Origin of the sequence: Brevundimonas goettingensis, assembly GCF_017487405.1 — a bacterium.
In the GTDB taxonomy this organism is placed as follows: Bacteria; Pseudomonadota; Alphaproteobacteria; order Caulobacterales; family Caulobacteraceae; genus Brevundimonas; species Brevundimonas goettingensis.
This window is the reverse complement of record NZ_CP062222.1, coordinates 1,240,087-1,263,319: the sequence shown is the minus strand read 5'-3', so window position 1 is coordinate 1,263,319 and position 23,233 is coordinate 1,240,087. Positions and strand designations below refer to the sequence as shown.

Below are 23,233 nucleotides of genomic sequence, written 5' to 3'. Positions count from 1 at the left end.
CGAGCGGCCGCGAACCTACGCGCCGCCCTCGCCGGCGGCGCGCCCCTTCCGGAAACGGATGACGCCCGTCGGCTCCCCTGCTAACGGAACCGCCATGACCGATACCCCCTTCAAGTCCGACTTCCTCAAGACGCTGCAGGACCGCGGCTATATCCATCAGGTGACCCATCCGGCCGAGCTGGATGCGGCGGCCGCCGCCGGGATCGTGGTCGGCTATGTCGGCTTCGACGCGACGGCGAAGAGCCTCCACGTCGGCAATCTGATCTCGGTCATGATGCTGCGCCGGCTGCAGCAGGCGGGCGGCAAGCCCGTGGTCATCATCGGCGGCGGCACGACCAAGGTCGGCGATCCGACCGGCCGCGACACCTCGCGCCCGCACCTGACCGACGCCGACATCGCCGCCAACATCGCCTCCATCAAGTCGGTGTTCGAGGTCTTCCTGACCTTCGGCGACGGGCCCACCGACGCCATCCTGATCAACAACGACGACTGGCTGTCCGAGTACGGCTACATCCAGTTCCTGCGCGAGTACGGGACCCACTTCACGGTCAACCGGATGCTGGCCTTCGACTCGGTCAAGCTGCGGCTGGAGCGCGAGCAGCCGATGAGCTTCCTCGAGTTCAACTACATGCTGATGCAGTCGGTCGACTTCCTCGAGCTGAACCGCCGCCACAACGTCACCCTGCAGATGGGCGGGTCGGACCAGTGGGGCAACATCGTCTCGGGCGTCGACCTGGTGCGCCGCGTGGACCAGAAGTCGGCCTTCGGCCTGACCACGCCGCTGCTGACCACAGCCTCGGGCGGCAAGATGGGCAAGACCGCGCAGGGCGCTGTCTGGCTGAACGCCGAACAGCTGAGCCCGTACGACTACTGGCAGTTCTGGCGCAATGCCGAGGACGGCGACGTGGGCAAGTTCATGCGCCTGTTCACCGACCTGCCGCTGGACGAGATCGCCCGTCTGGAGGCGCTGGAAGGCGCCGCCATCAATGACGCCAAGAAGGCGCTGGCCGACGCCGCCACAGCCCTGCTGCACGGGGCGGAGGCCGCCGCCACCGCTCGCGCGGCCGCCGAGAGCGCCTTCGAGAAGGGTCAGCTGTCGGCCGACCTGCCGACCGTCGAACTGGCGTCTGACGAAGTGATCGGGGCCATGGTCGCCGCCGTCGTGACCAAGGCCGGCCTGACTGCATCGAACGGCGAGGCCCGGCGCCTGGCCCAGGGCGGCGGCCTGCGCCTGAACGACGAGGCCATCGCCGACGGGGCCCGCCTGATCGAGGTCTCCGACGTCAACGCCGACGGGGTGATCAAGCTGGCCGCCGGCAAGAAGAAGATCGTCCTGGTCAGGCCCGTCTGATGGTGGAGATCACCGAAGGCGCCCCTGCCCCCGCGTTCAACCTGCCTGTCGACGGCGGCGGGGCGATCTCGCTCGCAGGGCTGAATGGGAAGACCGTGGTCCTCTACTTCTACCCCAAGGCCGACACCCCCGGCTGCACGACCGAGGGCCAGGACTTCACCGCCCTCGGCGACCAGTTCGCCGCCGCGAACGCCGTCGTCATCGGCGTCTCCCGCGACCCGGTGAAGAAGCTGGACCGGTTCAAGACCAAGGCGGCGCTGGGCGTCGTCCTGGGCTCGGACGAGACCGGCGCGGTCACGGAAGGCTACGGCGTCTGGGGCGAGAAGCAGCTCTACGGCCGCGTCTATATGGGAATCGAACGCGCCACCTTCCTGATCGACGAAGCCGGAGTTGTGCGGCGCACATGGCGCAAGGTCTCGGTCAAGGGCCACGCCGCCGCCGTGCTCGAGGCCGCCAAGGAACTGCGTCCCGCCTGACCTCGGCCCCGCAAGCAGACTGTGCCCCTGCAACAATACCCCAATCGCGCGAATCTGGGCCTGCCCTAGATTCGTTTCAGGCGTTGCAGCGCACAATGATGGTTAACAACGCGTGAACGCTGTTGCCGTCCTGCCTCTGTTCCCGGATAAGTGTCCCCGTAAGCGTGGGGGCGTGATTACAATGCAGGAAGACACAGGAGTGGTCAGGCGCTCCTTGATCGAACGCCTATTCCCCGAACGTTGTCTCTATCTGCGCGAGAGCAACGGCGATGTTCGGGGCTATGTGCTGACGACGGGACGCCAGATGATCATGGCCGGCGTCGCGGCGCTGGCGGTCGGCTGGACCCTGGTCGCCTCGGGCGGCTTCCTCTTCGATGTCGTGGCCCGGACCCAGGCGGACAGCCAGGTCGTGCGCGCCCGCGCCGCCTCCGAACGCGCCAACGCCGACCTTCAGGCCCGTCTTGAGACCGCCGTGGTGCGGATGTCGGCGACGAACGGCTCGCTGGACGAGATGGCCCAGATGGTCGAGCACCGCCACGCGGCCCTGACCGGCGTGATGTCCATGTTCCACGGGGTGCCGGGGGCGCAGGGCGCGCTCAAGCCCGCCACCCCGCTCCGCGCCGCCGACCATTCGCCCGTCCAGCGCGTCATGGCCGTGCGGCTGGATCAGGACCGGTTGATCGCCAGGGCCGAGGCCTTCGCCCAGACCCGCGCCGAGCGGCTACGCCTCGCCTTCCGCCTGGCCGGCCTGAATCCCGCCGCCTATGTGGTCCAGGGCGCCGGCCTCGGCGGCCCGCTGGTCGAGGCCAAGGACCCGCGCGCCCTGGCCGCCATTCTGGACGTCGACGAAGGCTTCGCCATCCGCATCCGCAACGCCGCCGACAATCTGAACGACATGCGCCGGCTGGCCGACGTCGCCGACGGCCTGCCGTTCGCCCGCCCGACCCAGGCCCGCACGACCTCGGGCTTCGGCGTCCGCTTCGACCCCTTCAACGGCCGTCCCGCCCTGCATCAGGGCCAGGACTTCGCCGCCCCCTTGAACACCCCCATCTATGCGACGGCCCCCGGCGTCATCTCTTTACGGGCGTTCGTTCAGGGTATGGCAACACCGTTGAGATAGACCATGGGCACGGTTTCAAGACCCGGTTCGCCCATCTGAACTCCATCGCCGTCAAGCCCGGCCAGCCAATCGCGCTCGGCCAGCGGATCGGCGCGATGGGAACCACCGGCCGCTCCACGGGCGTTCATCTGCACTACGAGGTGTGGGTCAACGGTCGTGCCCAGAACCCCGCCCGCTTCCTCAGAGCAGGAGATCAACTTGTTCAACAAGACTAAGCCCGCCACGCCCGCTCCCGGCCAGACCCGGCCGATCCCTGCGCCGATCCCGCCGCTGCCGGATCTGCCTTCGCCAGGACGTCCCATGACCAGCGCCCCCACCCCGGCTCCCGCCCCGTCGATCTCGTCGCGCGGCCTGTCGACCCTGTCGTCGGACCTGCAGTTCGAGGGCACGGTCACCGGCGGCGGCGACCTGCAGGTCGACGGCGCGGTCAAGGGCGACATCCGCGTCGGCCGCCTGATCGTCGGCGAGACCGGCGCCGTCGAGGGCAATGTCAGCGCCGACTATCTCGAAGTGCGCGGCCGCATCGTCGGCGGCGTCACGGGCAAGCAGGTCAAGCTGGTCTCGACCGCCTATGTCGACGGCGACATCACCGCCGAACAGCTGTCGATCGACATCGGCGCCTACTTCCAGGGCCGCGTGCTGCAGAGCCGTCCGCAGGCTCCTGTCGTCGCTCCCGTCGCCGCCGCTCCGGCCCCGACGCCCGCTCCGGCGCCCACCGCCGACGCCTTCAGCGCCCCGCCCCTGCCGGTCGAGGAGAAGCCGCAGATCCCGAGCTTCTGAGGGCTGGCGACAGGCAGACAGCAAAAAGGGCCCGGAGCGATCCGGGCCCTTTCTGTTTGTCGCGTCTAGGTCAGCTTGCGCAGGTGGACCGCATAGTCCTCGAAGTCGGGCGTCTTCAGATCGGCGCTTTCCAGCCCGTGGGCGATGATGAAGTCGCAGAACTCCAGCTGGTCGCCGGGGTTGGGCAAGGTCCTGAAGCTCTCCACCATCTCGGCAAGCCCGCGTTCGGGCTCGCCAGTGCGGGCCAGCAGCGCGCCCCGAATGGCGCGCGGATGGGGCAGACTGTCGAGGTCGAGGGCTCGCCGCGAATAGAGGTCGGCCGCGGCCAAATCCCCGATCGGGGACCGGACGAACGACCAGGCCGCCATCCCCCAGGCATAGCCCCAGCTCACCGCCATCGGGGCCGCGACCTCGCGCTCCGGCCGCAGGAAGGCCTCATGCGCCTCGGCGCAGGCTCTGGCCGCCTCATGATCCTTTGAGAAGGGAAGGATGTGCATCAGCCCGCCGAGGAAGCCGGGCTGGTCGGGGTAGCGGGCAAAGGCGTCCCGATACTTGGCCTCGGCTTGCGACCAACGCTTCGCCTGAGCGAGGGACACAGCCTGGTAGGCGTCGTGAAGCGGGCCCCAGTCCACGGCCGCGCGCCGCCGCAGAAGCAGATGAAGCAACTGTCGCCCGTCCGACACCAGGGCCTGCCCCTCGAAGGCATAGGTCCGGGGAACCAGAGCCATCGCCCCTGTGATGAGGTTCGAGAACAGCGACGCCAGCGTCAGGGCGGCCGGGACGCCGCCCCAGTGCGGCGCTCCGTTCACCAGCCACAGCATGACCCCGGCGACGGCGAGGTTCGCGGCCGCCCCCGCCGCGAAGACCGCCATGTCTCCCGCACGGCTGGCCGTCTTCAAGGGCATCTGGATCACATATCCGAAGCCCAGATCGCGACCGAAGGCCAGACGGGTGAGGCCTATGCTGAAGGCCCCGAAGGCGCGGCCCGTGCCGATGTTGATCTGATAGACGCGCCGGCCCAGCAAGGCGGCGACGCCGGCATGGCCCAGCTCATGAATGGCGAGTGTGACCGGGGCCATGAGGATGAAGCCGCCCCAGGCCACGAGGATATAGCCGAACGGTTCCAGCACGGCGCCTGCCGCCAGAATCGCGCTTCCCGCCAACACCATCAGGCCAGACACGACGAGGCTCTCCAGCCCGAACCGGCCTCTGGGCACGGGCCGGCATCCAAAACACAGCCAGCGGCGCAGGCCGAACAGGTTGCGCTTCACGGGCCGGAAGACGGCGCGGTTCCCCGACCTGTACCCGCACGAACAACACGACAGCCCCATGCCGCGATAGTCCGGCAATCGGTGAAGCCTGTCCACTCCGGGAGCCTGCCCCCCCCCCCGAAAGGCAAAAGGGCCCGGATCGCTCCGGGCCCTTTCTCTTTTAGTCCACCGACGAGCCGCGGGTCTCGCCGACCCGCTGGGCCAGGGCCGCGCCCATGAAGGCGTCGAGGTCGCCGTCCAGAACCCCTGCGGTGTCCGAGGTCTCGACCTCGGTGCGCAGGTCCTTGACCATCTGATAGGGCTGCAGGACGTAGGAGCGGATCTGGTGCCCCCAGCCGATGTCGGTCTTGGCGTCGGCCAGGGCCTGGGCAGCCGCCTCGCGCTTCTGCAGTTCCAGCTCGTACAGACGGCCGCGCAGCATCTTCCACGCCATCTCGCGGTTCTGGTGCTGGGAGCGGCCGGCCTGACAGGCCACCACCGTATTGGTCGGGATATGGGTCAGGCGCACGGCCGAGTCGGTCTTGTTGATGTGCTGACCGCCCGAGCCGGAGGCGCGATAGGTGTCGGTGCGCACGTCCGACGGATTGATGTCGATCTCGATGGTGTCATCGACGACCGGCGACACTCCGATGGAGGCGAAGGAGGTGTGGCGTTTGGCGGCGGCGTCATAGGGGCTGATGCGGACCAGGCGGTGGACGCCCGATTCCGACTTCAGCCAGCCATAGGCGTTGGGGCCGGTGATCAGGACCGTCGCCGATTTGACGCCCGCCTGTTCGCCGTCTTCCAGGGCCTCGATCTCGACCTCATAGCCGTGCGCCTTGGCCCAGCGGGTGTACATGCGCAGCAGCATGCCGGCCCAGTCGTTCGACTCGGTGCCACCGGCGCCGGAGTTCACTTCCAGATAGGCGTCGTTGCCGTCGGCCTCGCCGGACAGCAGGGCCTCCAGCTCGGCGCGGGCGGCACGGTCCTTGATGGCCTTGAGCTGGGCGCGGGCCTCCTCGAGGGTGGCCTCATCGCCCTCCTCGTCGGCCATTTCGGACAGCATGACGCCGTCCTCCAGGTCGCGGACCATCTCCTTGACGGTGTTGATCTTGCCTTCGAGCTGGGCGCGCTCGCGACTGACGGCCTGGGCCTCGTCGGGCTTGTCCCACAGGGTCGGGTCCTCGACCCGGGCGTTCAGCTCATCGAGCTTTCTGACGGCGACATCCCAGTCAAAGACGCCTCCTGAGCAGAGCGACGCTCTGCTCGATGTCGGCCTTCATGGCCTCGACATCCGGTCTCATCGCAATCTCCGGCGATACACAAGTGAGGCGCGGACATAGAGCGCGCCGGGGGAAAGGGAAAGGGAGAACAGGGTCGAGGGATGAGGGTCGAGGGTCGAAAGAAGCCTGACTCGCCCCTCGACCCTCGACCCTTTGACCTCAGTACAGTCCGCTCAGATCCTCTGCCGGCGGCTTCTGCGGCGGCGGCGGGGCCGACTGGGCCGGCAGGTTCGGGATGGCGGGACCCACGTTCTGCTGCTCCTGACGGATGACGTCATTGTAGTTCAGCGGACCGACGGGGGCGTTCGGATCCGGCGCCTGGTCGTTGCGGGCGCGCTCGGTGCCGGGGCGGAAGGCTTCCTCGATGCCGTTGACCGTGCGGAAGACGGCGTTGCGCGGACGCACGAAGGGCCGGGCCGGACGCTCGCGCAGGGCGCGCTGCATGAAGTCGGTGAAGATCGGCACCGGGGTGGCCGCGCCCGTTTCGCCGGAGCCCAGCGAGCGGTTGTCGTCGAAGCCGATGAAGACCCCGACCACGATGTCGGACGAGAAGCCGACGAACCAGGCCGAGCGGTAGTCGTTGGTCGTCCCGGTCTTGCCGCCGATCCAGCGGCCGAGGCCGCGCGCGCTGGCTGCGGTGCCGCGCTGGACCACGCCTTCCAGCATGGAGGAAATCTGGTAGGCGGTGATCGGGTCGATGACCTGGGTCCCGCGCGGCTCCAGACGCGGCGACGGCTGGCCGCTGAAGCCGCGATCGCACTCACGGCACTGGCGGCGGTCGGCGCGATAGATGGTCTCGCCGTTCCGGTCCTGGACCATCTCGATCAGATAGGGATCAACCCGGCGGCCGCCGTTGACGAAGGCGGCATAGGACGCGGTCAGGCGATAGGGGGTGGTCTCCCCTGCCCCCAGCGATACCGACAGATTGGGCTGCAGGCTGTTGGAGACGCCCATCTTCTTGGCCAGGTCGATGATGCGCGGCATGCCGATGGTCGAGGCAAGGCGCACGGTCATGACGTTGCGCGACAGCTCCAGACCGCGACGCAGGGTCGAGGGGCCGTAGTACTCTTTCGAATAGTTCTCGGGCGTCCAGCGGCCGCCGTTGGCGCCGCCCGCGAAGCTGATCGGGGCGTCCAGCACGACCGAGGCCGGGGTGAAGTCGCCAGTCTCCAGAGCGGTGGCGTAGACGATCGGCTTGAAGGCCGAGCCGGGCTGGCGCTCGGCCTGGGTGGCGCGGTTGAAGCTGGACAGGGCGTAGGAATAGCCGCCGACCATGGCCAGGACGCGGCCCGACTGGGGTTCGATGGCCACCAGGGCGCCGTTGACGGCCGGGATCTGTTTCAGGGCGTACTGGCCGCCCTTCTTCTCGACGAAGATCAGGTCGCCGCGGCGCAGCTGGCGATTGGCGTTGGCCCAGGCGGCGTCGGCGACGATCAGGCTGCCGGTATCGCCGTCGCGGGCGGTGACGATCGAGACGCTGTTGCCCGAAACCGAGGTTACCGCGGCGGCCTGCCAGGCGCGGCGTTCGGGCGGGGTGGTCTTCTTCAGGGCCTGGGCCTGCCAGCCGTCAGCGAAGTCGGTCGTGCCCCATGCGCCGCGCCAGCCGTGGCGGCGGTCATAGTTCTCGAGCCCGGTCATCAGGGCGTCGCGGGCCGCCGTCTGGAGCGTCGGGTCAAGGGTCGTGCGCATATAGAAGCCGCCGGCGTTCAGCTGGTCGCCGATGTCGGTATTGGCCAGGGCCTGACGGCGGGCTTCCTCGACGAAGAAGTCGGCGTCGGCGTACTGGGCGCGCTTGGGAGCGTCCTGGGTGATCAGGGGCCGGGCGCGGCCGTCGATCATCTGCTGCTCGGTGATCCAGTGGTTCTGCTCCATCTCGCCGAGCACCCAGTCGCGCCGGCCCTTGGCCGCGCCCGGGTGGCGTTTGGGATGGTAGTTGTTCGGTCCCTTGGGCAGGGAGGCGAGGAAGGCCGCCTCGTCCGGCGTCAGCTGCTGCAGCGACTTGCCGAAGTAGTTGTAGGCCGCCGAGGCCACACCATACGACCGGTAGCCGAGGAAAATCTCGTTCAGATAGAGCTCGAGGATCTGTTCCTTGGTCAGGGTCGCTTCCAGGCGGCTGGAGAGGATGGCCTCCTTCAGCTTGCGGCCCACCGTCGACTCATTGGTCAGGAGGACGTTCTTGGCGACCTGCTGGGTGATGGTCGAGCCGCCCTCCAGACGCCGTCCGGAGACGAAGTTGAAGACGTTCTTGAACATGGCCCGGCCCAGGCCGGACACGTCGATACCGCCGTGCTGGAAGAAATTCTTGTCCTCGGCCGCCATGAAGGCGTGCACGACCTGCTGTGGGATCTGTTCATAGGGCACATAGATGCGCCGCTCGTCCGAGAACTCGCCGATCAGGGTGCCGTCGCCGGCATAGACGCGCGTCGCGGTCGGCGGGCGGTAGTCGGCCAGTTCGGAGGCGTCGGGCAGGTCATGGAACAGCCAGGCCGCATAGATGGCGACCACCAGTCCCGCCAGCGCAATAGCGCCCAGCAGGCCGATGCCCGCCCACACGAACCAGCGCTCCGCAACCTTCACCGCAAACTCCGACGGGAACTCCCCAGAGGTGGGTTTAGCCCGCGTCGCCGTCAGCGCAAACAGTCATCGACGAACGGGGGCGCTAAAAGCCTCAGGCGGCCCGCGAATAGCCGCGGCCTGTGGCATGGCTGCGGGCCGGAGCCGCGCGATCCAGCTCGAAGCGGGCGACCAGATCGGCCAGCTCGCGCGACTGCTGTGCCAGCATGTGGCTGGCGGCGGTCGACTGCTCGACCATGGCGGCGTTCTGCTGGGTCACGCGGTCCATCTGGTTGATGGCGGTGTTGACCTCCTGCAGGCCGCTGGCCTGTTCGCGCGCCGAGGCGGCGATCTCGGCGGCCAGGACACGGACCTGATCGACCTCTGCGGCGATGGCGCTCAGGGCCGAGCCCGTCTGATCGACCAGTTTGACGCCGACGTCCACGTGCCGGCCGGATTCGGTCATCAGGGCCTTGATCTCGCGCGCGGCCTCGGCCGAGCGCTGGGCTAGGGCCCGGACTTCCTGGGCGACCACGGCGAAGCCGCGACCGCTGTCGCCCGCCCGCGCCGCCTCGACCCCGGCGTTGAGGGCCAGAAGGTTGGTCTGGAAGGCAATTTCGTCGATCACGCCCAGGATCTGGCTGATCTGCTGCGAGCTGGCGGCGATGGCCGTCATGGCGGTGTTGGCGTCCTGCGCCACCTCTCCGCCCGCACGGGCGGCGTCCATGGCGGTGTTCGACACGCCCGCGACCTTGCCGGCGCTCTCGGCCGTGGAGCGGACGGTGGCGGTGATCTGGTCCAGGGCCGCGGCGGTCTCTTCCAGGGCGGCGGCCTGTTGTTCGGTGCGGCGCGACAGGTCGTCCGCGGCGGTGGTGATCTCACCCGCGCCGTTCTGCATCTCGTCCACGGCGCCCGCCACCGCGCCCAGGGCCTCGCCGAGGGTGGCGGCGGCGGCGTTGAAGTCCTGCTTCAGCCGCTCGGCCTTGGGGGCGACCGGGGTCGAGATGCGATAGGTCAGATTGCCGTCGGCCAGGGCGGCCAGGCCCTCGGCCAGAACCTCGATCAGATGGTGGTCGTCGGCGGCCTCGCGGGCCTTGTCGGCGCTGACGGCGGCGCGTTCGGCTTCGGTGGCGGCGCGGGTTTCCTGCGCCTCGACGGCCAGACGTTCGCGATCGAGCGCCGCGACGCGGAAGCGTTCGACGGCCTGGGCCATCTGGCCGATGTCGTCGCGGCGGTCGGCCCAGGGCGTGGCGACGTCCGTCGCGCCGCCCGCCAGCCGGTGCATGAAGGCGCCGAGGCCTTCCAGCGGCTTGAGCAGCCGGCGCGTGGCCAGAAGGCAGATCAGGGTGGCCAGAAGGGTGAAGACGCCGCCGATGGCCATCAGGGCGTTGCGGGTGTCGGTGACCGACTTCATGAACTCGGCTTCGGGGATGCCGACATAGAGGACGCCGATCACATCGCCCCGCACGTTCTTGATCGGGTCGTAGGCGACGAAGAATGGCTTGCCGAGAATGTCCGCCCGACCGCGATAGGACTGCCCCCGGGTCAGGACGGCGTCATAGACCGGCCCCTTGGCCAGGGCGGTGCCGATGGCGCGGCTGCCGTCCGGCTTCTTCACATTGGTGGTGATCCGGGTGTCGCCCATGAAGATGGTGGCGGTGCCGCCGACCAGGGTCTTGATCTTGTCCACGGGTGCGAAGAAGTCGTTCAGGGCCGTGGAGCCGACGGTCATCCGGCCGCCGGCAACGTCGAAGTCGGTGCCGTACTGGCCCAGGACGTCCCAGGCGACCCGCATGTTGGATTCCTGACGCTCGGCGGCGCGCGCCATGGCGTCTTCGGTCATCAGCCAGGACGTCGTCACGGTCAGCAGGATGCCCAGGGCGGCGAGCCCCGCCACGATCATCAGGGCGACCCGGCCCGACAGAGATCCCATTGCCTTGTGCATTGAACGCCCGACTCACTTGTTCGCTGGTGCAGCAAAGCTAGACACCGCCGCTGAAGCCAGACCTAAGCCACGACTAGGTAATATTCCTTAACGCGACGCCGATCAGGCCGCCTTTCGACGCGCGATCTCGCCTTTCGCCGCCGCGACGGCGTCGATGTCCATGTCGGTTTGGGCCGCCATCCAGCGCAGATAGTCGTCCGGCACCTCGGACCAGGGCTTCCGGCGGTGCTTGCCGAAGGGGACGGTGGCGATGTCGCGCGGGGCGTTGGACCACTTGAGCAGATGTTCGACGCTGTGCTCCTTCAGCAAGTCCATCAGGATGTGGGCGGTGACCCAGGCGTCAGGGCCGGCCCGGTGCGCCGGATCGGCCAGGGCGGGGTCCAGTTTGAAACCCCGCCAGTAGCGCAGCACCTGGTTGGAATGGCCGGGCGCCTCGGGCCAGGCCTGTTTCGACGACCGCACCGTACAGATCCATGGCAGGCCGCCGTGCGCGGTATCGGCGATGAAGGCGCGCTCGAACCGAGCGGAATGGGCGACCATGACGTCGGCGGGTTCCGCGAACATCTCGCGCAGCTTGTATTCGTCGCAGTGCGGGTCGTCGGCGCAGAAATGGTCGGGCGTCAGATGGTGCACGGCCATGGCATGGAACGAGATCTCGCCGCGCGGGCGGAACAGCTTCGACACCGGCGGCAGGGCTTTCCACCCCTCCCCATCCCCTTCATTGGTCCGCACGACATCGACGAAGCCGACCTCGATGATCTCGGAGGTACGGTCCCCGCCGGTGGTTTCCAGATCGACGACTCTAAGACGCATGGCGGCAATATAGGCCGTCAAACGGCCTTGCCCACGTCAGGAGCGGACGTCTGCTGTCAGGGTCGGCCTAGGTCGTGGACTCATAAGCTCTGAGCCACAGGCGGGTTGAGGCCAGCAGTACGGCGGCGAGGAAGTTGCGGGCCAGTTTGTCGAAGCGTGTGGCGACGCGGCGGAAGTGCTTGAGCTTGCAGAAGTAGCGCTCCACGACGTTGCGCTGTCGATAGATGGCGGGATCGACGGAGCGCTGGACCTTGCGATCCTTCTGGGTCGGGATATGGGCGCAGCCGCCGCGAGAGCGGACCAGATCGATGACGGCCTGTGCGTCGTAACCTCTGTCGGCGACGAGCGCCTTGGCGGGCTTGAGGCCGTAGATCAGTTCCTCGACGGCGGCCTTGTCGGACGCCTGGCCGGCCGAGAGGGTGATCCTGAGCGGCAATCCGTCCTGATCGACCAGGGCGTTGATCTTGGTGCTCAGTCCCCCACGAGATCGGCCGATGGCGTGATCCGGGCCCCCTTTTTCCACCGGCGGCGTGCTGGTGGGCCCGAATGATCGAACTGTCGATCAGGTGCATCGAACCCGGCGACGCCGCCGACAGCGCCTCGAACACCCGCACCCAGACGCCTGCTTTGGCCCACCGATTGAAGCGATTGTAGACCGTCGTGTGCGGCCCGTAGCGACCCGGCAGGTCACGCCAGGGCGAACCCGTCCTCAGAATGTAGAAGATGCCGTTGATCACCCGACGGTCGTCCACGCGGGCCACGCCGCGGGGCTTGTTCGGAAGCAACGGCTGGATCAGCCGCCACTCCGTTTCGCTCAGATCGTATCGCGCCATCGACGTCTCCTTCCGAAGACCTCGAATCCCTCAGACCTTTATGGGTTCAGAACCTAGGGCTGGCCCGCCGCCATACTGGCTGAGGCCATTTGCAGGGGCGCGCTCGGCTCGCGGAAGTAGCGGTCGATGCCTTCGGCGACGGCGTGCATCAGGCGGCGGCGGCTGGAAGCGTCGCCGAGGGCGCGCTCGTCGTCGGGATTGGTGATGAAGCCCATCTCCAGCAGGACGGCGGGCACATCGGCGCCAGCAGCACGGCCAGACCGGCGTCGCGGTGACTACGGCGCAGCAGCGGCTGGTCGGCGGCTTCCATATGGGTCAGCAGGACGCGGGCGAACTGGGCCGAACGGTTCTGGGTGGCGCGCTGGGTCATGTCCAGCAGGATGCGGTCGACCGAGGGGTCGCGGCCCGGCAGGTGCAGGTCGCGGTGCCAGTTGTCGCTGCGGGTGACCTCGCGCACGGCCCGGCTCGCCCCCTGTTCGGACAGGGTATAGACCGAGGCGCCGCGCGTGGCCGGGTCTGCCCCGGCGTCGGCGTGCAGGGAGATGAAGAGATCGGCGTCGGCCCGGCGCGCGATGCGCACGCGCTGATAGAGATCGACATAGGTGTCGTTGGTGCGGGTCAGGAGCACGCGGTAGCGGCCCGTGGCCTCCAGCTCGGACTTCAGCGCCAGGGCGGCGGCGAGGGTCAGCTCGCTCTCGTGACGGTTGGCGCCCGAAGCCCCCGGATCGTGGCCGCCGTGACCGGCGTCGATGACCACCAGCGGCTTGTCGGCGCGGCGGGTCTCTGGACGCGGGGCCTGACGCGGCGCGCCGGGGCGAGGTCCGTTGGCGACCCCGCCCGTGCGGACGGGGCCGGTGGCGCGCAGGTCGATGACATAGCGATAGTTGGTCACCCCGTCGCCGGGCGGCAGCAGGAAGCGGCGTTCGATCTGGGCGTTGCGCGCCAGGGACAGCTCGACGCGCGAGGCGGTCCCGACCGGATTGACCACGAAGGCGTTGACCAGGCCCGAACCGTCCCCATCTAGAGTGGAGCGCGGCGCGACGCCGCTGAGGGTCAGGACCACCTGGCCGCCGGCGCCGGTCTCGACGACACGACCCTGGGCCGAGGCGCCGAGGTCGATGACCACTCGGGTGCGCTCACCGTCGCCGCCGAAGCGGACGCCCAGCACATCGCCGACGGAGCCCGCCGCCAGACCGCGGCCGCCGGCGAACAGCACGGCGCAGATGACGACGAAGGCCATCGCCGTCATCGCCCACTCACGCGCGCCCCACCGGGCCATTTGAGACATCCACCGACCGTGCATTCTGACGGGAAACCCACCTTCTTTGTTAAGCACAGGATGCCAGAGGGGAGTTTGGAATGGGTTAAGCGCCACGGGCTTTTCGTTAGCCTGAAGCCCAAGCCTTTTCATTCCCGTCCGGGATGCCTATGCTTTATCTGCTCGCGGAGTGTTCGCGCCCTTCCCTTCTGATCCTGCGATCCGATCGGTCCCGGCGCGTCGACCTCGCCGGCGCTGACTTTCAACCTATCCGAGGATCCGGGGCGTAGAGCCCGGGAGCCGAAGACCGGGGCCCCCTCGCAGCCTTTCTTTCTGGCGCGAACGACCCCAGGACCGACTGAACCCCATGGGCCTTTTCGCCTGCGCTCCCACCCGGCCATCGACGGCCGTCGTCGAGTTTCTCGACGGGAAGACGCTCGCCCTGGCCTGCAATCCCATTCGGCGAGCCGCCACAGACCTGAAGGCCAAGGCCACAGGATCCGGCAGAGCGCGCCAGAGAGACTCCTTCAATGTCAAAGACCATGCTTATCGATGCGGCGCACGCGGAAGAAACCCGCGTCGCCATCGTGGACGGACGCCAGGTTGAGGAATTCGACTTCGAGTCGAAAACCAAGCGCCAGCTCCGCGGCAATATCTATCTCGCCAAGGTTACGCGCGTAGAGCCCAGCCTGCAGGCCGCCTTCGTGGAATACGGCGGCAATCGCCACGGCTTCCTGGCCTTCAACGAAATCCACCCCGACTACTACCAGATCCCGACCGCCGACCGCGAAGCCATCATGGCCGAGGCGAACTCGGATGAGGACGACGCCGACGACCACGCCCGCGATTCGGATGACGAATCCGAAGGCGGCATGGCCGAGGAAGAGCGTCTGAAGCGCCGCCTGATGCGCCGCTACAAGATCCAGGACGTCATCCGCCGCCGTCAGATCCTGCTGGTCCAGGTCGTCAAGGACGAGCGCGGCGCCAAGGGCGCGGCCCTGACCACCTGGCTGTCGCTGGCCGGCCGTTACTGCGTTCTGATGCCCAACACCGGCAAGGGCGGCGGCATCTCGCGCAAGATCACCCAGGCCTCGGACCGCAAGCGCCTGAAGGCCGCGGCCGCCGCCCTGGACGTACCGCGCGGCATGGGCCTGATCATCCGTACGGCCGGCGCCAAGCGCACCAAGGCCGAGATCAAGCGCGACTACGAATATCTGCTGCGTCTTTGGGAGACGATCCGCGAGACCACCCTGGCCTCCAACGCCCCGTCGCTGATCTATGAGGAAGAGAACCTCGTCCGCCGCGCCGTGCGCGACATGTTCGACAAGGATTTCGACGGCATCCAGGTCGAGGGCGTCGAGGGCTTCAAGGAAGCGCGCGACTTCATGCGGGTGCTGATGCCCTCGCAGGCCAAGAAGGTGCACCTGTACCAGGGCTCCAAACCCCTGTTCGCGGCCAATGGCATCGAAGAGGTCTTGACGGGCATCCACCAGCCGGTGGTGACCCTGAAGTCCGGCGGCTATCTGGTGATCAACCAGACCGAGGCCCTGGTGGCCATCGACGTCAACTCGGGCCGCGCGACCAAGGAACGCAACGTCGAGCAGACCGCGTTCAAGACCAACTGCGAGGCCGCCGTCGAGGCTGCCCGCCAGCTGCGCCTGCGCGACCTCGCCGGCCTGGTTGTCATCGACTTCATCGACATGGATGAATCGAAGAACAACCGCACGGTCGAGCGCATCCTGAAGGACGCCCTGTCGGAAGACCGCGCCCGCATCCAGATGGGCAAGATCTCCAGCTTCGGCCTGATGGAAATCAGCCGCCAGCGCCGCCGTCTGGGCGTGCTGGAAGGCGCGACCGAGGTCTGCCCGCACTGCCAGGGCGCCGGCCGCGTCCGCTCGGCGGAATCGGCCGCCCTGATGGTGCTGCGCGCCGTCGACATCGAGGCCGGCAAGAACGGCGCGGGCTCGATCAACCTGCGCGTCTCGACCGCCGTCGCCCTCTACATCCTGAACCACAAGCGCGACTATCTGCAGCGCCTGCAGGCCGCGCGCGGTCTGGCCGTGATCATCCAGATCGATGACAGCCTGGGTCAGGGCGAGAGCGCCATCGAGCGCACCGAGACCAATGAGGACTTCGTCGCCGCAGAGCCGACCATCGCCCTGGCCGACCTGCTCAACGACGGCTTCGACGACAACGTCTTCGACGACGAAGACGAGGACGACGACGAGATCATCGACGACGAGGACGAGGACGACCTCGAGCGCGAGGACACCGACGACGACGAGCCGCGCACGCGTCTGGAAGTCGAGAACCGCGGCGGTCGCGGCCGCAAGCGCCGTCGTGGCGGTCGCCGCGACGAGGAATCCTCCGCCAGCTACGCCGAGGGGGCCCTGCCCCGTCCTCGGACGACGACGATGACGACAGCGAGGCCGGCCGTCGCCGTCGTCGCGGTCGCCGTGGCGGTCGCCGCGTGCGTGAGGACGGCGACGTTTCGGGCGGCGGCGCCTTCTTCTGGGTCCGTGGCCGCACCCCGTCGCTGGACGACCCCTACGTCTGGTTCGACCCGATCAACCCCGAACCCCGCGCCCCGCGAGCGCCCGCTCAGGATGGCGTTCGCGCCGAGGGCGTCGCTTCCGACGTCGAGGAACGCGTCGGCGAACGTCCCGAGGGCGAAGCCGGCGGCGAGCGTGAAGGCGGCCGTTCGCGTCGCCGTCGTCGCGGTCGCGGCCGTGGCGGCGATCGGGGCGGCCTGACCCACGAGGTCAAGGTCGAGGCCCGCGCCACCAACGAAGGCATGCCCGCCGACGGCTCGCCCGACACCCCCATGGCCGTGATGGTCGAGGGCGAGGCCGTTGAGGCCGACGCCCCGGTCATCCCCGCCGAGCCGCAACGCCGCCGCGTGCGCCGCAAGCCGGCCAGCGCCTCGGCCGCGACCACCGAGGTCGATCTCGACACCGGCGTGGAGCCCAACGAGGCCGAGCCGATCGGCGCGCCGGTCGAGCTGGACGTCACCCCGGTGGAAGCCATCGAGGAACGCGCCGAGGTCGAGGCCCTGATCGCCGAGCCCGAGCCGGAGACGACGCCCGTCCCCGCCGCCCCCGTCCCCGCCACTGTCGTCGAGCCCAAGCCCGCCCCGACGCCCGAGGCCGATCTGTCGGCGATCATCGCCGCCGATCCGAACCAGATCGCGGCTCCGCCCGAGAAGCCCAAGCGCGGATGGTGGCGCCGCTGAGCCGCAGGGCCTAGATGACAAGGACTGGAGCGCGTCAGCCGCAAAACGGACACCGATCCCGGCGACCGTCGCGCTCCAGTCCAGCCATCCGGCCCGCCCATGCGGCCACGGGGAGCGCATCTTGAACGGCCTTGTTCGCCTCGCTTCTGTCTTCCGGCCTTCTCGCAAGGCTGTTTCGCGTCTGATCGCGGCGGCGACGGCGGCCGTGTTCGCCTTCGGCGTCGCCGGGCCCGCCTCGGCCCAGAGCGCCATCCGCGACACCGAGATCGAGGGCATCATTCGCGGCTGGGCCGATCCGGTCTTCGTCGCCATGGGCCTGAACCCCGACGAGGTCGAGGTCCTGCTGATCAACGACCCGACCCTGAACGCCTTCGCCCTGAAGGGGCGGATCATGGGCATCAACACCGGCCTGATCGAACAGACCACCACGCCCAACGAGCTGCTGGGCGTGATGGCGCACGAGGCCGGGCACATCAAGAACCGCCACCTGCTGCGCGACGGCGTCCAGAACGCGGGCATGCAGCCCTTCCTGATGAGCATGGCCCTGGGCGCCCTGGCCGTAGCCGTGGGTCAGCCGGGCGCGGGCGCCATGCTGATGGCCAACAGCCAGTATTTCGGCACTCTCGGCGCCCTGCGCTATATGCAGAGCCAGGAGGGCGAGGCCGACGTGTCGGGCGCCCGGGCGCTGGAGGCCGCCGGCGAAAGCGGCAAGGGGCTGGTCGATTTCTTCGAGAATTTCCGCTCGCAGGAGGTCTTCTCCGACGCGCGACGCTATCCCTATTTCCGCAGCCACCCCCTGTCCGGCGACCGGATCGAGGCCCTGCGCCGTCCGGTCGAGGCCGCGCCCCACTACGGGCATCAGGACAGCCCCGAGCGGCTGGCCGATCACGCCCTGATCGTGGCCAAGATCCACGCCTTCATGGATCCGCCCAGCCAGACCCTGCGCGACTATCCGGCCTCGGCGACGGACTTCCCCAGCCGCTACGCCCGGGCCATCGGCTATTATCGCGACGGCCAGACCGACAAGGCGATCCAGGGCGTCGACGCCCTGCTGACCGAAAAGCCGAACGATCCGTATCTGTGGGAGCTGAAGGGCCAGATCCTGTTCGAGGACGGCCGCCCGGGCGATTCCCTGTCGGCGCACCAACGCTCTGTCGAGCTCAATCCCGACGCCCCGCTGCTGCGCATCAACCTGGCCCACGCCCTGATCGAGACCAACGACCCGGCCAATCTGGACCCGGCCATCGACCAGTTGAAGCGGGCCGTGGCGCGCGAGCCGGACAACACCATGGCCTGGCGCCTGCTGTCCCAGGCCTATTCCAGCCAGGGCAAGGAGGGTCAGGCGCGCCTGGCCTCGGCCGAATACTGGTTCGCCGCCGGCGACACCGACCAGGCCACCCAGTTCGCCCTGCGCGCCCGCCCGCTGCTGGACCGCACCTCGCCCGAATGGCGGCGCGCCGTCGACATCGTCCTGGCCTCGGGCGCGACCGATCAGGACATCCAGGACCTGGACCGGCGCCAGCAGCGCCGCCAGGGCCCGATCATCGAGCCGCCGCCTTCCACGGCGACCCTGCCGGCCGCTAACCGGCCGACCACCTGACCTCCAAAGACGAGCCTTCATGACCGACGACGTTCCCGCGCCCGAACCCGCCGCCGCGCCCGCCGAAACGCCCACGCTGAAGTCGCGCTGGCTGACCGGCCGTAGCATGCTGGCGCTCGGCGTCTCGGTCGTCGCCCTCGGCTTCGCGGCCGCGCCCTATGTCGTGCCGGGCCTCTTTGGATCCCAGGTCCGCGCCTATCTGCTGAACCACCCCGAAGTGCTGGCCGAGGCCCAGGTCGCCTATCAGGTCCAGCAGCAGAACGACCAGCAGGCCCGGGTCAACGCCGCCGCCGCCGCCCATCCCGGCGCCCTGCGCGCCGCGGCCGGCGAGCCCGCCTTTGGCCCGGCCGACGCCAAGGTCACGGTGGTGCAATTCTTCGACTACCAATGCCCCTACTGCAAGGCGGTGGCCCCGGACTTCCTGCGGCTGATGCAGGCCAATCCGGACGTGCGTTTCATCTTCAAGGAATGGCCGATCCTGGACCACGGCGAAGGGATCACCTCGCGCTATGCCGCCCAGGCGGCGCTGGCCGCCCAGGCCCAGGGCAAGTATCTGGCCGTGCATCAGGCCCTGATGGCCGAGCGCGCCCTGACGCCCCAGGCCGTGGACCGGATCCTGGCGGCCAACGGCGTGACGGGCCCGGTCGGCAGCGCCGAGGCTGCCCGGATCGTGACCAATGTCCGGGTCGATGCGACCAATCTGACGATCGAAGGCACCCCGACCTTCTTCATCAACGGCAAGGCTTCGCCCACCCACGACCCGGCGGGTCTGGCCCAGATCATCAATGCCGAAAAGGCGAAGTAGGCCGACCTAGGCCAGCGCCAGATACATCCGCCCGCCGATCCACTGGGCGCGGGACTGGCTGAGGGCGGCGTCCATGGCGGAGGTGTTCCCCAGCGCCTTCTCGGCCTCGGCGAGGACGAAGTAGCTATAGGGGTCGGCGGGCCAGTCCTTGAGGAGCTCCTCGATCTTCGCCTTGGCCCCGGCGGCGTCGCCCGAGGCCAGCATGGCGGCGGCGAGGCTGCGACGGGTCGGATACCAGATGGCGGGCGGATCGCCGCCCTCGTCGTCCTGGGCCTGGATGGCGGCGGCGCGGGTGAAGGCAGCGACGGCCGCGGGGTGGTCGCCGGTGATCATGGCCGCGCGGCCCTCCAGCACCTTCTGGAACAGTTCGATGAAGTCCTTGACGTCCTTCGCCTGGGGCGCGGTGTCCGGGATGGCCTGCCGCAACTCGGCGATGGCCCGGGCCTCGACCGTGACGGCCTCGACATCGCCACGGCGCGCGGCGGCCTCGCCCCGGGCGTAGCGCCAGCTCATGCGCAGCAGCGGGTTTGAGGCCGGCGGCTCCTTCAGGGCCGCGACCGCCTCCTGCGAACCGAACCGGCCGTAGAGGGCATAGGCGTCATTGGCCATGATCTGGCGCCAGGCGTTGGTCGCCGGAATGTCCGGATAGGTGGCCAGGAAGCCGTCGGCGAGGGCCAGCCCCTCCTCCGCCCCGCCGGCCATCAGGGCGCCGCCCATACCGAAATGCAGGTTGTGGCCGTGCAGGGGCATGCCGCCCGCGATCCCGCCCGGACGCGGCGCGATCTGCTCATACCGCTTGTCCAGGGCCACGGCGTTCACATTGGCCCGCATGGCGTCGATGTAGCGGCCGACGCGGTAATAGGTGTGCGACGGCATATGGACCAGATGGCTGGCGTTCGGGGCCAGCAGGGCCAGCTTCTCGCCATAGGGAATGGCCTTGTGCGGGTCCGCCGACCATTCGGTCATATGGATGTAGAGGTGGATATTGCCGGGATCGTCCGGTTTGACCGCCAGGGCGTGCTCCAGAATCTCCATGGTGCGGGTCGTCTCGGGGTAGGCCGCCGTGCCGTCCTTCTTCCACGGATCGCCGTCGATGCTCAGCATCCAGGCGTCGGCGGTGATGGCGGCGATGGAGATGTCGTTGGGATGGGCGCGGGCGATCCGGTCCATGCCGCGGGCAAACCGGGTGGCGCGCGTGGCCTTGCGGCCCGAGTAGCGCTGGATCAGGGCGTCGATCATCTGCTTCTGCATGGGCGAGGCGTCGCGGGCCAGCCGCCGCGCCTCACGCGCCGCCGTCAGGGCCGCCGCGATCGAGGCGTCGTCATTGCCGCCGCCGTTGATGTTCGGCCCGAGAGCCCAGGCCTCGCCCCAGGCGCACATGCCGCAGGTGGGGTCGAGGGCGCGGGCCTTGCGGAAGGCGCGCACCGCCTCGGTGTGTTCGAAGGCCCAGCGCAGGCGGACGCCCTGGTTGAACCAGACCTGGGCTTCGGGCTTAGCGTCGACCGCGTAGCCTTCGTCCCCGAAGCCGTCGACCAGCACCATGTCGGCGACCGGCGCCGTGGTCATGGCCGAGCCGACCTTGCCGCACTGTGGGGCGTCGTCGATGGCGTCCAGCATGGCCTTGTCGGCCGTGGCGTCGGCGACGGCGGCGGGCCCGATCAGGGCCAATGTCGCCACCGTGAAAGCCAGAAGTTTCAAACGCATCGTCGCCTCCCGAACAGCCGGGAGCACCCTGACGGAAAAACAGCGTCAGGCCAACGGGAAAGCCTAGATCAGACCGGCGAGCGGCGACGACGGATCGGCGTACATCCGGCGCGGCATGCGGCCGGCCAGATAGCCCTGACGCCCGGCGATGACGGCGTGCTTCATCGCACTGGCCATCAGGATCGGATCCCTGGCCCCGGCGATGGCGGTGTTCATCAGGACGGCGTCGCAGCCCAGTTCCATGGCCAGAACCGCGTCTGATGGCGTGCCCACGCCCGCGTCCACCAGAACCGGCACCTTGGCCTGCTCGACGATCAACCGGACGTTGACGGCGTTCTGAAGCCCCAGACCCGAGCCGATCGGGGCGGCGGCGGGCATGATGGCGGCGGCGCCGGCCTCTTCCAGCCGTTGGGCCATGACCACGTCGTCGGTGCAGTAGACCATGACGTCGAAGCCGTCCTTGACCAGCATATCGAGCGCCCTGAGCGTCTCGACCATGTCGGGATAGAGGTGGGCGGTGTTGGACAGGACCTCCAGCTTGACCAGGTTCCAGCCCCCGGCCTCGCGCGCCAGACGCAGTGTCCGCACGGCGTCCTCACCGGTGAAACAGCCGGCGGTGTTGGGCAGGAAGGTGAAGCGGTCCGGCTTCACATAGTCGACCAGCATCGGCTGGGTCGGGTCCGACAGGTTCACCCGGCGCAGGGCCACGGTCACGATCTCGGCCCCCGCGGCCTCGGCGGCGGCGGCGTTCTGGGCGTAGTCGGCGTATTTGCCTGTGCCCACGATCAGCCGCGAGGAGAAGGTGCGGCCGGCGACGGTCCAGGTGTCGGAGGTCTCGGTGGCGATAGGAGCGTGCGCGTTCATGCGCCTGATCTAGGCCTCCGGGGCCCGAAACGGAACCCGCGATTCATCCCCCGCCGACGAAGATCACCATCTCGATGCGGTCGCCCTCGGCGAGGGCGGTGTCAGCGTGGAGCGAGCGGGGCACGATCTCGAGATTGCGCTCGACGGCGACCTTGCGCGGGTCCAGACCCAGTTCGCCGACCAGAGCCAGAACTGTGGTGGCAGAGACGTCTTTCGTATCTCCGTTGACTTGAATGCGCATACCGCTACGTCAGCCTTTCGCGCGGGTCGCTTTGACCTGCGCCGTCAGTCAGTTAAAAGGCCGCCCGATTCATGGGCGTTCCCGCGCCTGGAGCAACACCGCAGGTAATGCCCGAAACGCCCGTCATCTACGTCCTGAACGGTCCGAATCTCAACCTCCTCGGGGTGCGTGAGCCGGATATCTATGGGCACGAGACCCTCGCGGACGTTCAGGCGCTCTGCGAGAAGGCCGCGGAAGGCGCGAAGGTCGTTTTCCTTCAGTCCAACCATGAAGGCCAACTGATTGACTGGGTCCACGAGGCCCGCACCGAGGGTTCGGTCCTGGTCATCAACCCCGCCGGCTATGGCCACACCTCCGTGGCCCTGCTGGACGCGCTGAAGACCCTGTCGATCCCGGTGATCGAATGTCACCTGTCCAACCCGGCCTCCCGCGAGGAATTCCGGCACAAGACCTATGTTTCGCTGGTCGCGACCGGCGTCGTCGCGGGCTTCGGCCCGCAAAGCTACGAACTGGCCGTCAAGGCCGCGGTGAAGCTGGCTGCGGAACGCGCAGCGGCCCCCGCCCGTTCGTCCAAAGATTAAAAAGAAGGCTCGAGAGAACCCATGGCCGATCCGAAATCGTCCCCTGCCAAGCTCAAGAACGAAGAGATCGACGCGACCCTGGTCCGCCAGCTCGCCGACATCCTGAACGACACCTCCCTGACGGAGATCGAGGTCGAGCGCGGCGAGCTGCGCATCCGGGTGGCGCGTGAGGTCGTCTCCGCCCCGGTGATGCAATACACCGCCGCCCCGGTCGCCCACGCCGCTCCTGCCCCGGCCGCCGCGCCCGCCGCCGCTGCTCCCGCCGCCGCCGCCCCTGCCGCTGCTCCCGCCGCCAAGGCTGGCGAGACGGTGAAGTCGCCGATGGTCGGCACCGCCTATCTGCAAGCCTCGCCCGAGGCGCCGCCGTTCGTCCAGCCGGGCGACAAGGTCAAAAAGGGCCAGACCCTGATCATCGTCGAGGCGATGAAGACCATGAACCCCATCCAGGCCCCGCGCGACGGCGTGGTCGCCGAAATCCTGGTCGGCGACGCCCAGCCCGTCGAATACGGCGAACCCCTCGTCCTGCTCGAGGCGTAAGAGCGCC

At 68.6% G+C, this 23,233-nt stretch carries 20 protein-coding genes and 1 pseudogene; 10 read left to right on the top strand and 11 right to left on the bottom strand.

The features are described 5' to 3' along the window. The first annotated feature begins 94 nt into the window (after positions 1-94). The 5 genes from tyrS to IFJ75_RS06235 all read left to right on the top strand — a co-directional run bounded on the left by tyrS (position 95) and on the right by IFJ75_RS06235 (position 3,727). Positions 95-1,351: a tyrosine--tRNA ligase gene (tyrS, locus tag IFJ75_RS06250; protein ID WP_207931750.1), complete on the top strand. Its 1,257-nt coding sequence runs from the start codon at positions 95-97 to the stop codon at positions 1,349-1,351. Then, positions 1,351-1,827: a peroxiredoxin gene (locus IFJ75_RS06245; protein WP_207931749.1), complete on the top strand. Its 477-nt coding sequence runs from the start codon at positions 1,351-1,353 to the stop codon at positions 1,825-1,827. The genes tyrS and IFJ75_RS06245 overlap by 1 nt, the downstream gene beginning before the upstream one ends. A gap of 214 nt (positions 1,828-2,041) precedes the next feature. Continuing rightward, entirely contained in the window at positions 2,042-2,947 is a 906-nt protein-coding gene (locus IFJ75_RS06240; protein WP_318781078.1) for a M23 family metallopeptidase, read from the top strand. Next, the gene (locus tag IFJ75_RS20080) at positions 2,944-3,162 is read left to right on the top strand and encodes a M23 family metallopeptidase (RefSeq protein WP_318781103.1); all 219 of its coding nucleotides are present in this window, start codon (positions 2,944-2,946) and stop codon (positions 3,160-3,162) included. The genes IFJ75_RS06240 and IFJ75_RS20080 overlap by 4 nt, the downstream gene beginning before the upstream one ends. After that, entirely contained in the window at positions 3,146-3,727 is a 582-nt protein-coding gene (locus IFJ75_RS06235) for a bactofilin family protein (protein WP_225897019.1), read from the top strand. The genes IFJ75_RS20080 and IFJ75_RS06235 overlap by 17 nt, the downstream gene beginning before the upstream one ends. Before the next feature lie 65 nt (positions 3,728-3,792). Here IFJ75_RS06235 and IFJ75_RS06230 read toward each other — a convergent pair whose 3' ends face one another. The 8 genes from IFJ75_RS06230 to IFJ75_RS06200 all read right to left on the bottom strand — a co-directional run bounded on the left by IFJ75_RS06230 (position 3,793) and on the right by IFJ75_RS06200 (position 13,683). Then, positions 3,793-4,998, bottom strand: coding sequence for a tetratricopeptide repeat protein (locus IFJ75_RS06230; protein ID WP_207931748.1), 1,206 nt, complete (start codon positions 4,996-4,998; stop codon positions 3,793-3,795). Positions 4,999-5,158: 160 nt separating this feature from the next. Further along, positions 5,159-6,281 (bottom strand): peptide chain release factor 2 gene (gene prfB, locus IFJ75_RS06225; protein ID WP_207931747.1). Its coding sequence is split into 2 segments (ribosomal slippage): positions 5,159-6,211 and positions 6,213-6,281, totalling 1,122 coding nucleotides; the frame shifts between segments, so codons are not numbered across the junction. A gap of 138 nt (positions 6,282-6,419) precedes the next feature. After that, entirely contained in the window at positions 6,420-8,837 is a 2,418-nt protein-coding gene (locus tag IFJ75_RS06220) for a penicillin-binding protein 1A (RefSeq protein WP_207931746.1), read from the bottom strand. Between the two features lie 91 nt (positions 8,838-8,928). Continuing rightward, the gene (locus tag IFJ75_RS06215; protein ID WP_207931745.1) at positions 8,929-10,758 is read right to left on the bottom strand and encodes a methyl-accepting chemotaxis protein; all 1,830 of its coding nucleotides are present in this window, start codon (positions 10,756-10,758) and stop codon (positions 8,929-8,931) included. 102 nt (positions 10,759-10,860) lie between these two features. Continuing rightward, positions 10,861-11,571, bottom strand: coding sequence for an exonuclease domain-containing protein (locus IFJ75_RS06210; RefSeq protein WP_207931744.1), 711 nt, complete (start codon positions 11,569-11,571; stop codon positions 10,861-10,863). A 67-nt stretch (positions 11,572-11,638) separates the two neighbouring features. Beyond that, positions 11,639-12,404 (bottom strand): IS5 family transposase gene (locus IFJ75_RS06205; protein WP_207931743.1). Its coding sequence is split into 2 segments (ribosomal slippage): positions 11,639-12,077 and positions 12,076-12,404, totalling 768 coding nucleotides; the frame shifts between segments, so codons are not numbered across the junction. Positions 12,405-12,457: 53 nt separating this feature from the next. After that, positions 12,458-12,619, bottom strand: coding sequence for a hypothetical protein (locus IFJ75_RS19930; RefSeq protein WP_263973028.1), 162 nt, complete (start codon positions 12,617-12,619; stop codon positions 12,458-12,460). Beyond that, positions 12,553-13,683, bottom strand: a complete 1,131-nt coding sequence (locus IFJ75_RS06200) for an N-acetylmuramoyl-L-alanine amidase (RefSeq protein ID WP_263973027.1) — start codon at positions 13,681-13,683, stop codon at positions 12,553-12,555. The genes IFJ75_RS19930 and IFJ75_RS06200 overlap by 67 nt, the downstream gene beginning before the upstream one ends. Positions 13,684-14,192: 509 nt before the next feature. Here IFJ75_RS06200 and IFJ75_RS06195 point away from each other — a divergent pair. The 3 genes and pseudogenes from IFJ75_RS06195 to IFJ75_RS06185 all read left to right on the top strand — a co-directional run bounded on the left by IFJ75_RS06195 (position 14,193) and on the right by IFJ75_RS06185 (position 19,299). Continuing rightward, a pseudogene (locus tag IFJ75_RS06195) lies at positions 14,193-16,894 on the top strand (Rne/Rng family ribonuclease). A 121-nt stretch (positions 16,895-17,015) separates the two neighbouring features. Then, on the top strand, positions 17,016-18,494 hold the full coding sequence (locus IFJ75_RS06190) for a M48 family metalloprotease (RefSeq protein ID WP_404822075.1): 1,479 nt from the start codon (positions 17,016-17,018) through the stop codon (positions 18,492-18,494). A gap of 19 nt (positions 18,495-18,513) precedes the next feature. After that, the gene (locus tag IFJ75_RS06185; protein WP_207931742.1) at positions 18,514-19,299 is read left to right on the top strand and encodes a thioredoxin domain-containing protein; all 786 of its coding nucleotides are present in this window, start codon (positions 18,514-18,516) and stop codon (positions 19,297-19,299) included. A gap of 6 nt (positions 19,300-19,305) precedes the next feature. Here the strand turns inward: IFJ75_RS06185 and IFJ75_RS06180 are convergent, their stop codons facing one another. The 3 genes from IFJ75_RS06180 to thiS form a co-directional block, all read right to left on the bottom strand. Then, positions 19,306-21,003, bottom strand: coding sequence for a hypothetical protein (locus IFJ75_RS06180; protein WP_207931741.1), 1,698 nt, complete (start codon positions 21,001-21,003; stop codon positions 19,306-19,308). A 63-nt stretch (positions 21,004-21,066) separates the two neighbouring features. After that, positions 21,067-21,867, bottom strand: coding sequence for a thiazole synthase (locus tag IFJ75_RS06175; protein WP_207931740.1), 801 nt, complete (start codon positions 21,865-21,867; stop codon positions 21,067-21,069). Positions 21,868-21,910: 43 nt separating this feature from the next. Beyond that, positions 21,911-22,108, bottom strand: coding sequence for a sulfur carrier protein ThiS (gene thiS, locus IFJ75_RS06170; protein WP_207931739.1), 198 nt, complete (start codon positions 22,106-22,108; stop codon positions 21,911-21,913). A gap of 107 nt (positions 22,109-22,215) precedes the next feature. Between thiS and aroQ the strand changes: the two genes are divergently transcribed. Both aroQ and accB read left to right on the top strand, forming a co-directional pair. Beyond that, a complete protein-coding gene (aroQ, locus tag IFJ75_RS06165; protein ID WP_207931738.1) occupies positions 22,216-22,689 on the top strand; it encodes a type II 3-dehydroquinate dehydratase in 474 nt (157 codons plus the stop codon). A 21-nt stretch (positions 22,690-22,710) separates the two neighbouring features. After that, the gene (gene accB / locus IFJ75_RS06160) at positions 22,711-23,226 is read left to right on the top strand and encodes an acetyl-CoA carboxylase biotin carboxyl carrier protein (protein WP_207931737.1); all 516 of its coding nucleotides are present in this window, start codon (positions 22,711-22,713) and stop codon (positions 23,224-23,226) included. Positions 23,227-23,233: the final 7 nt, after the last annotated feature.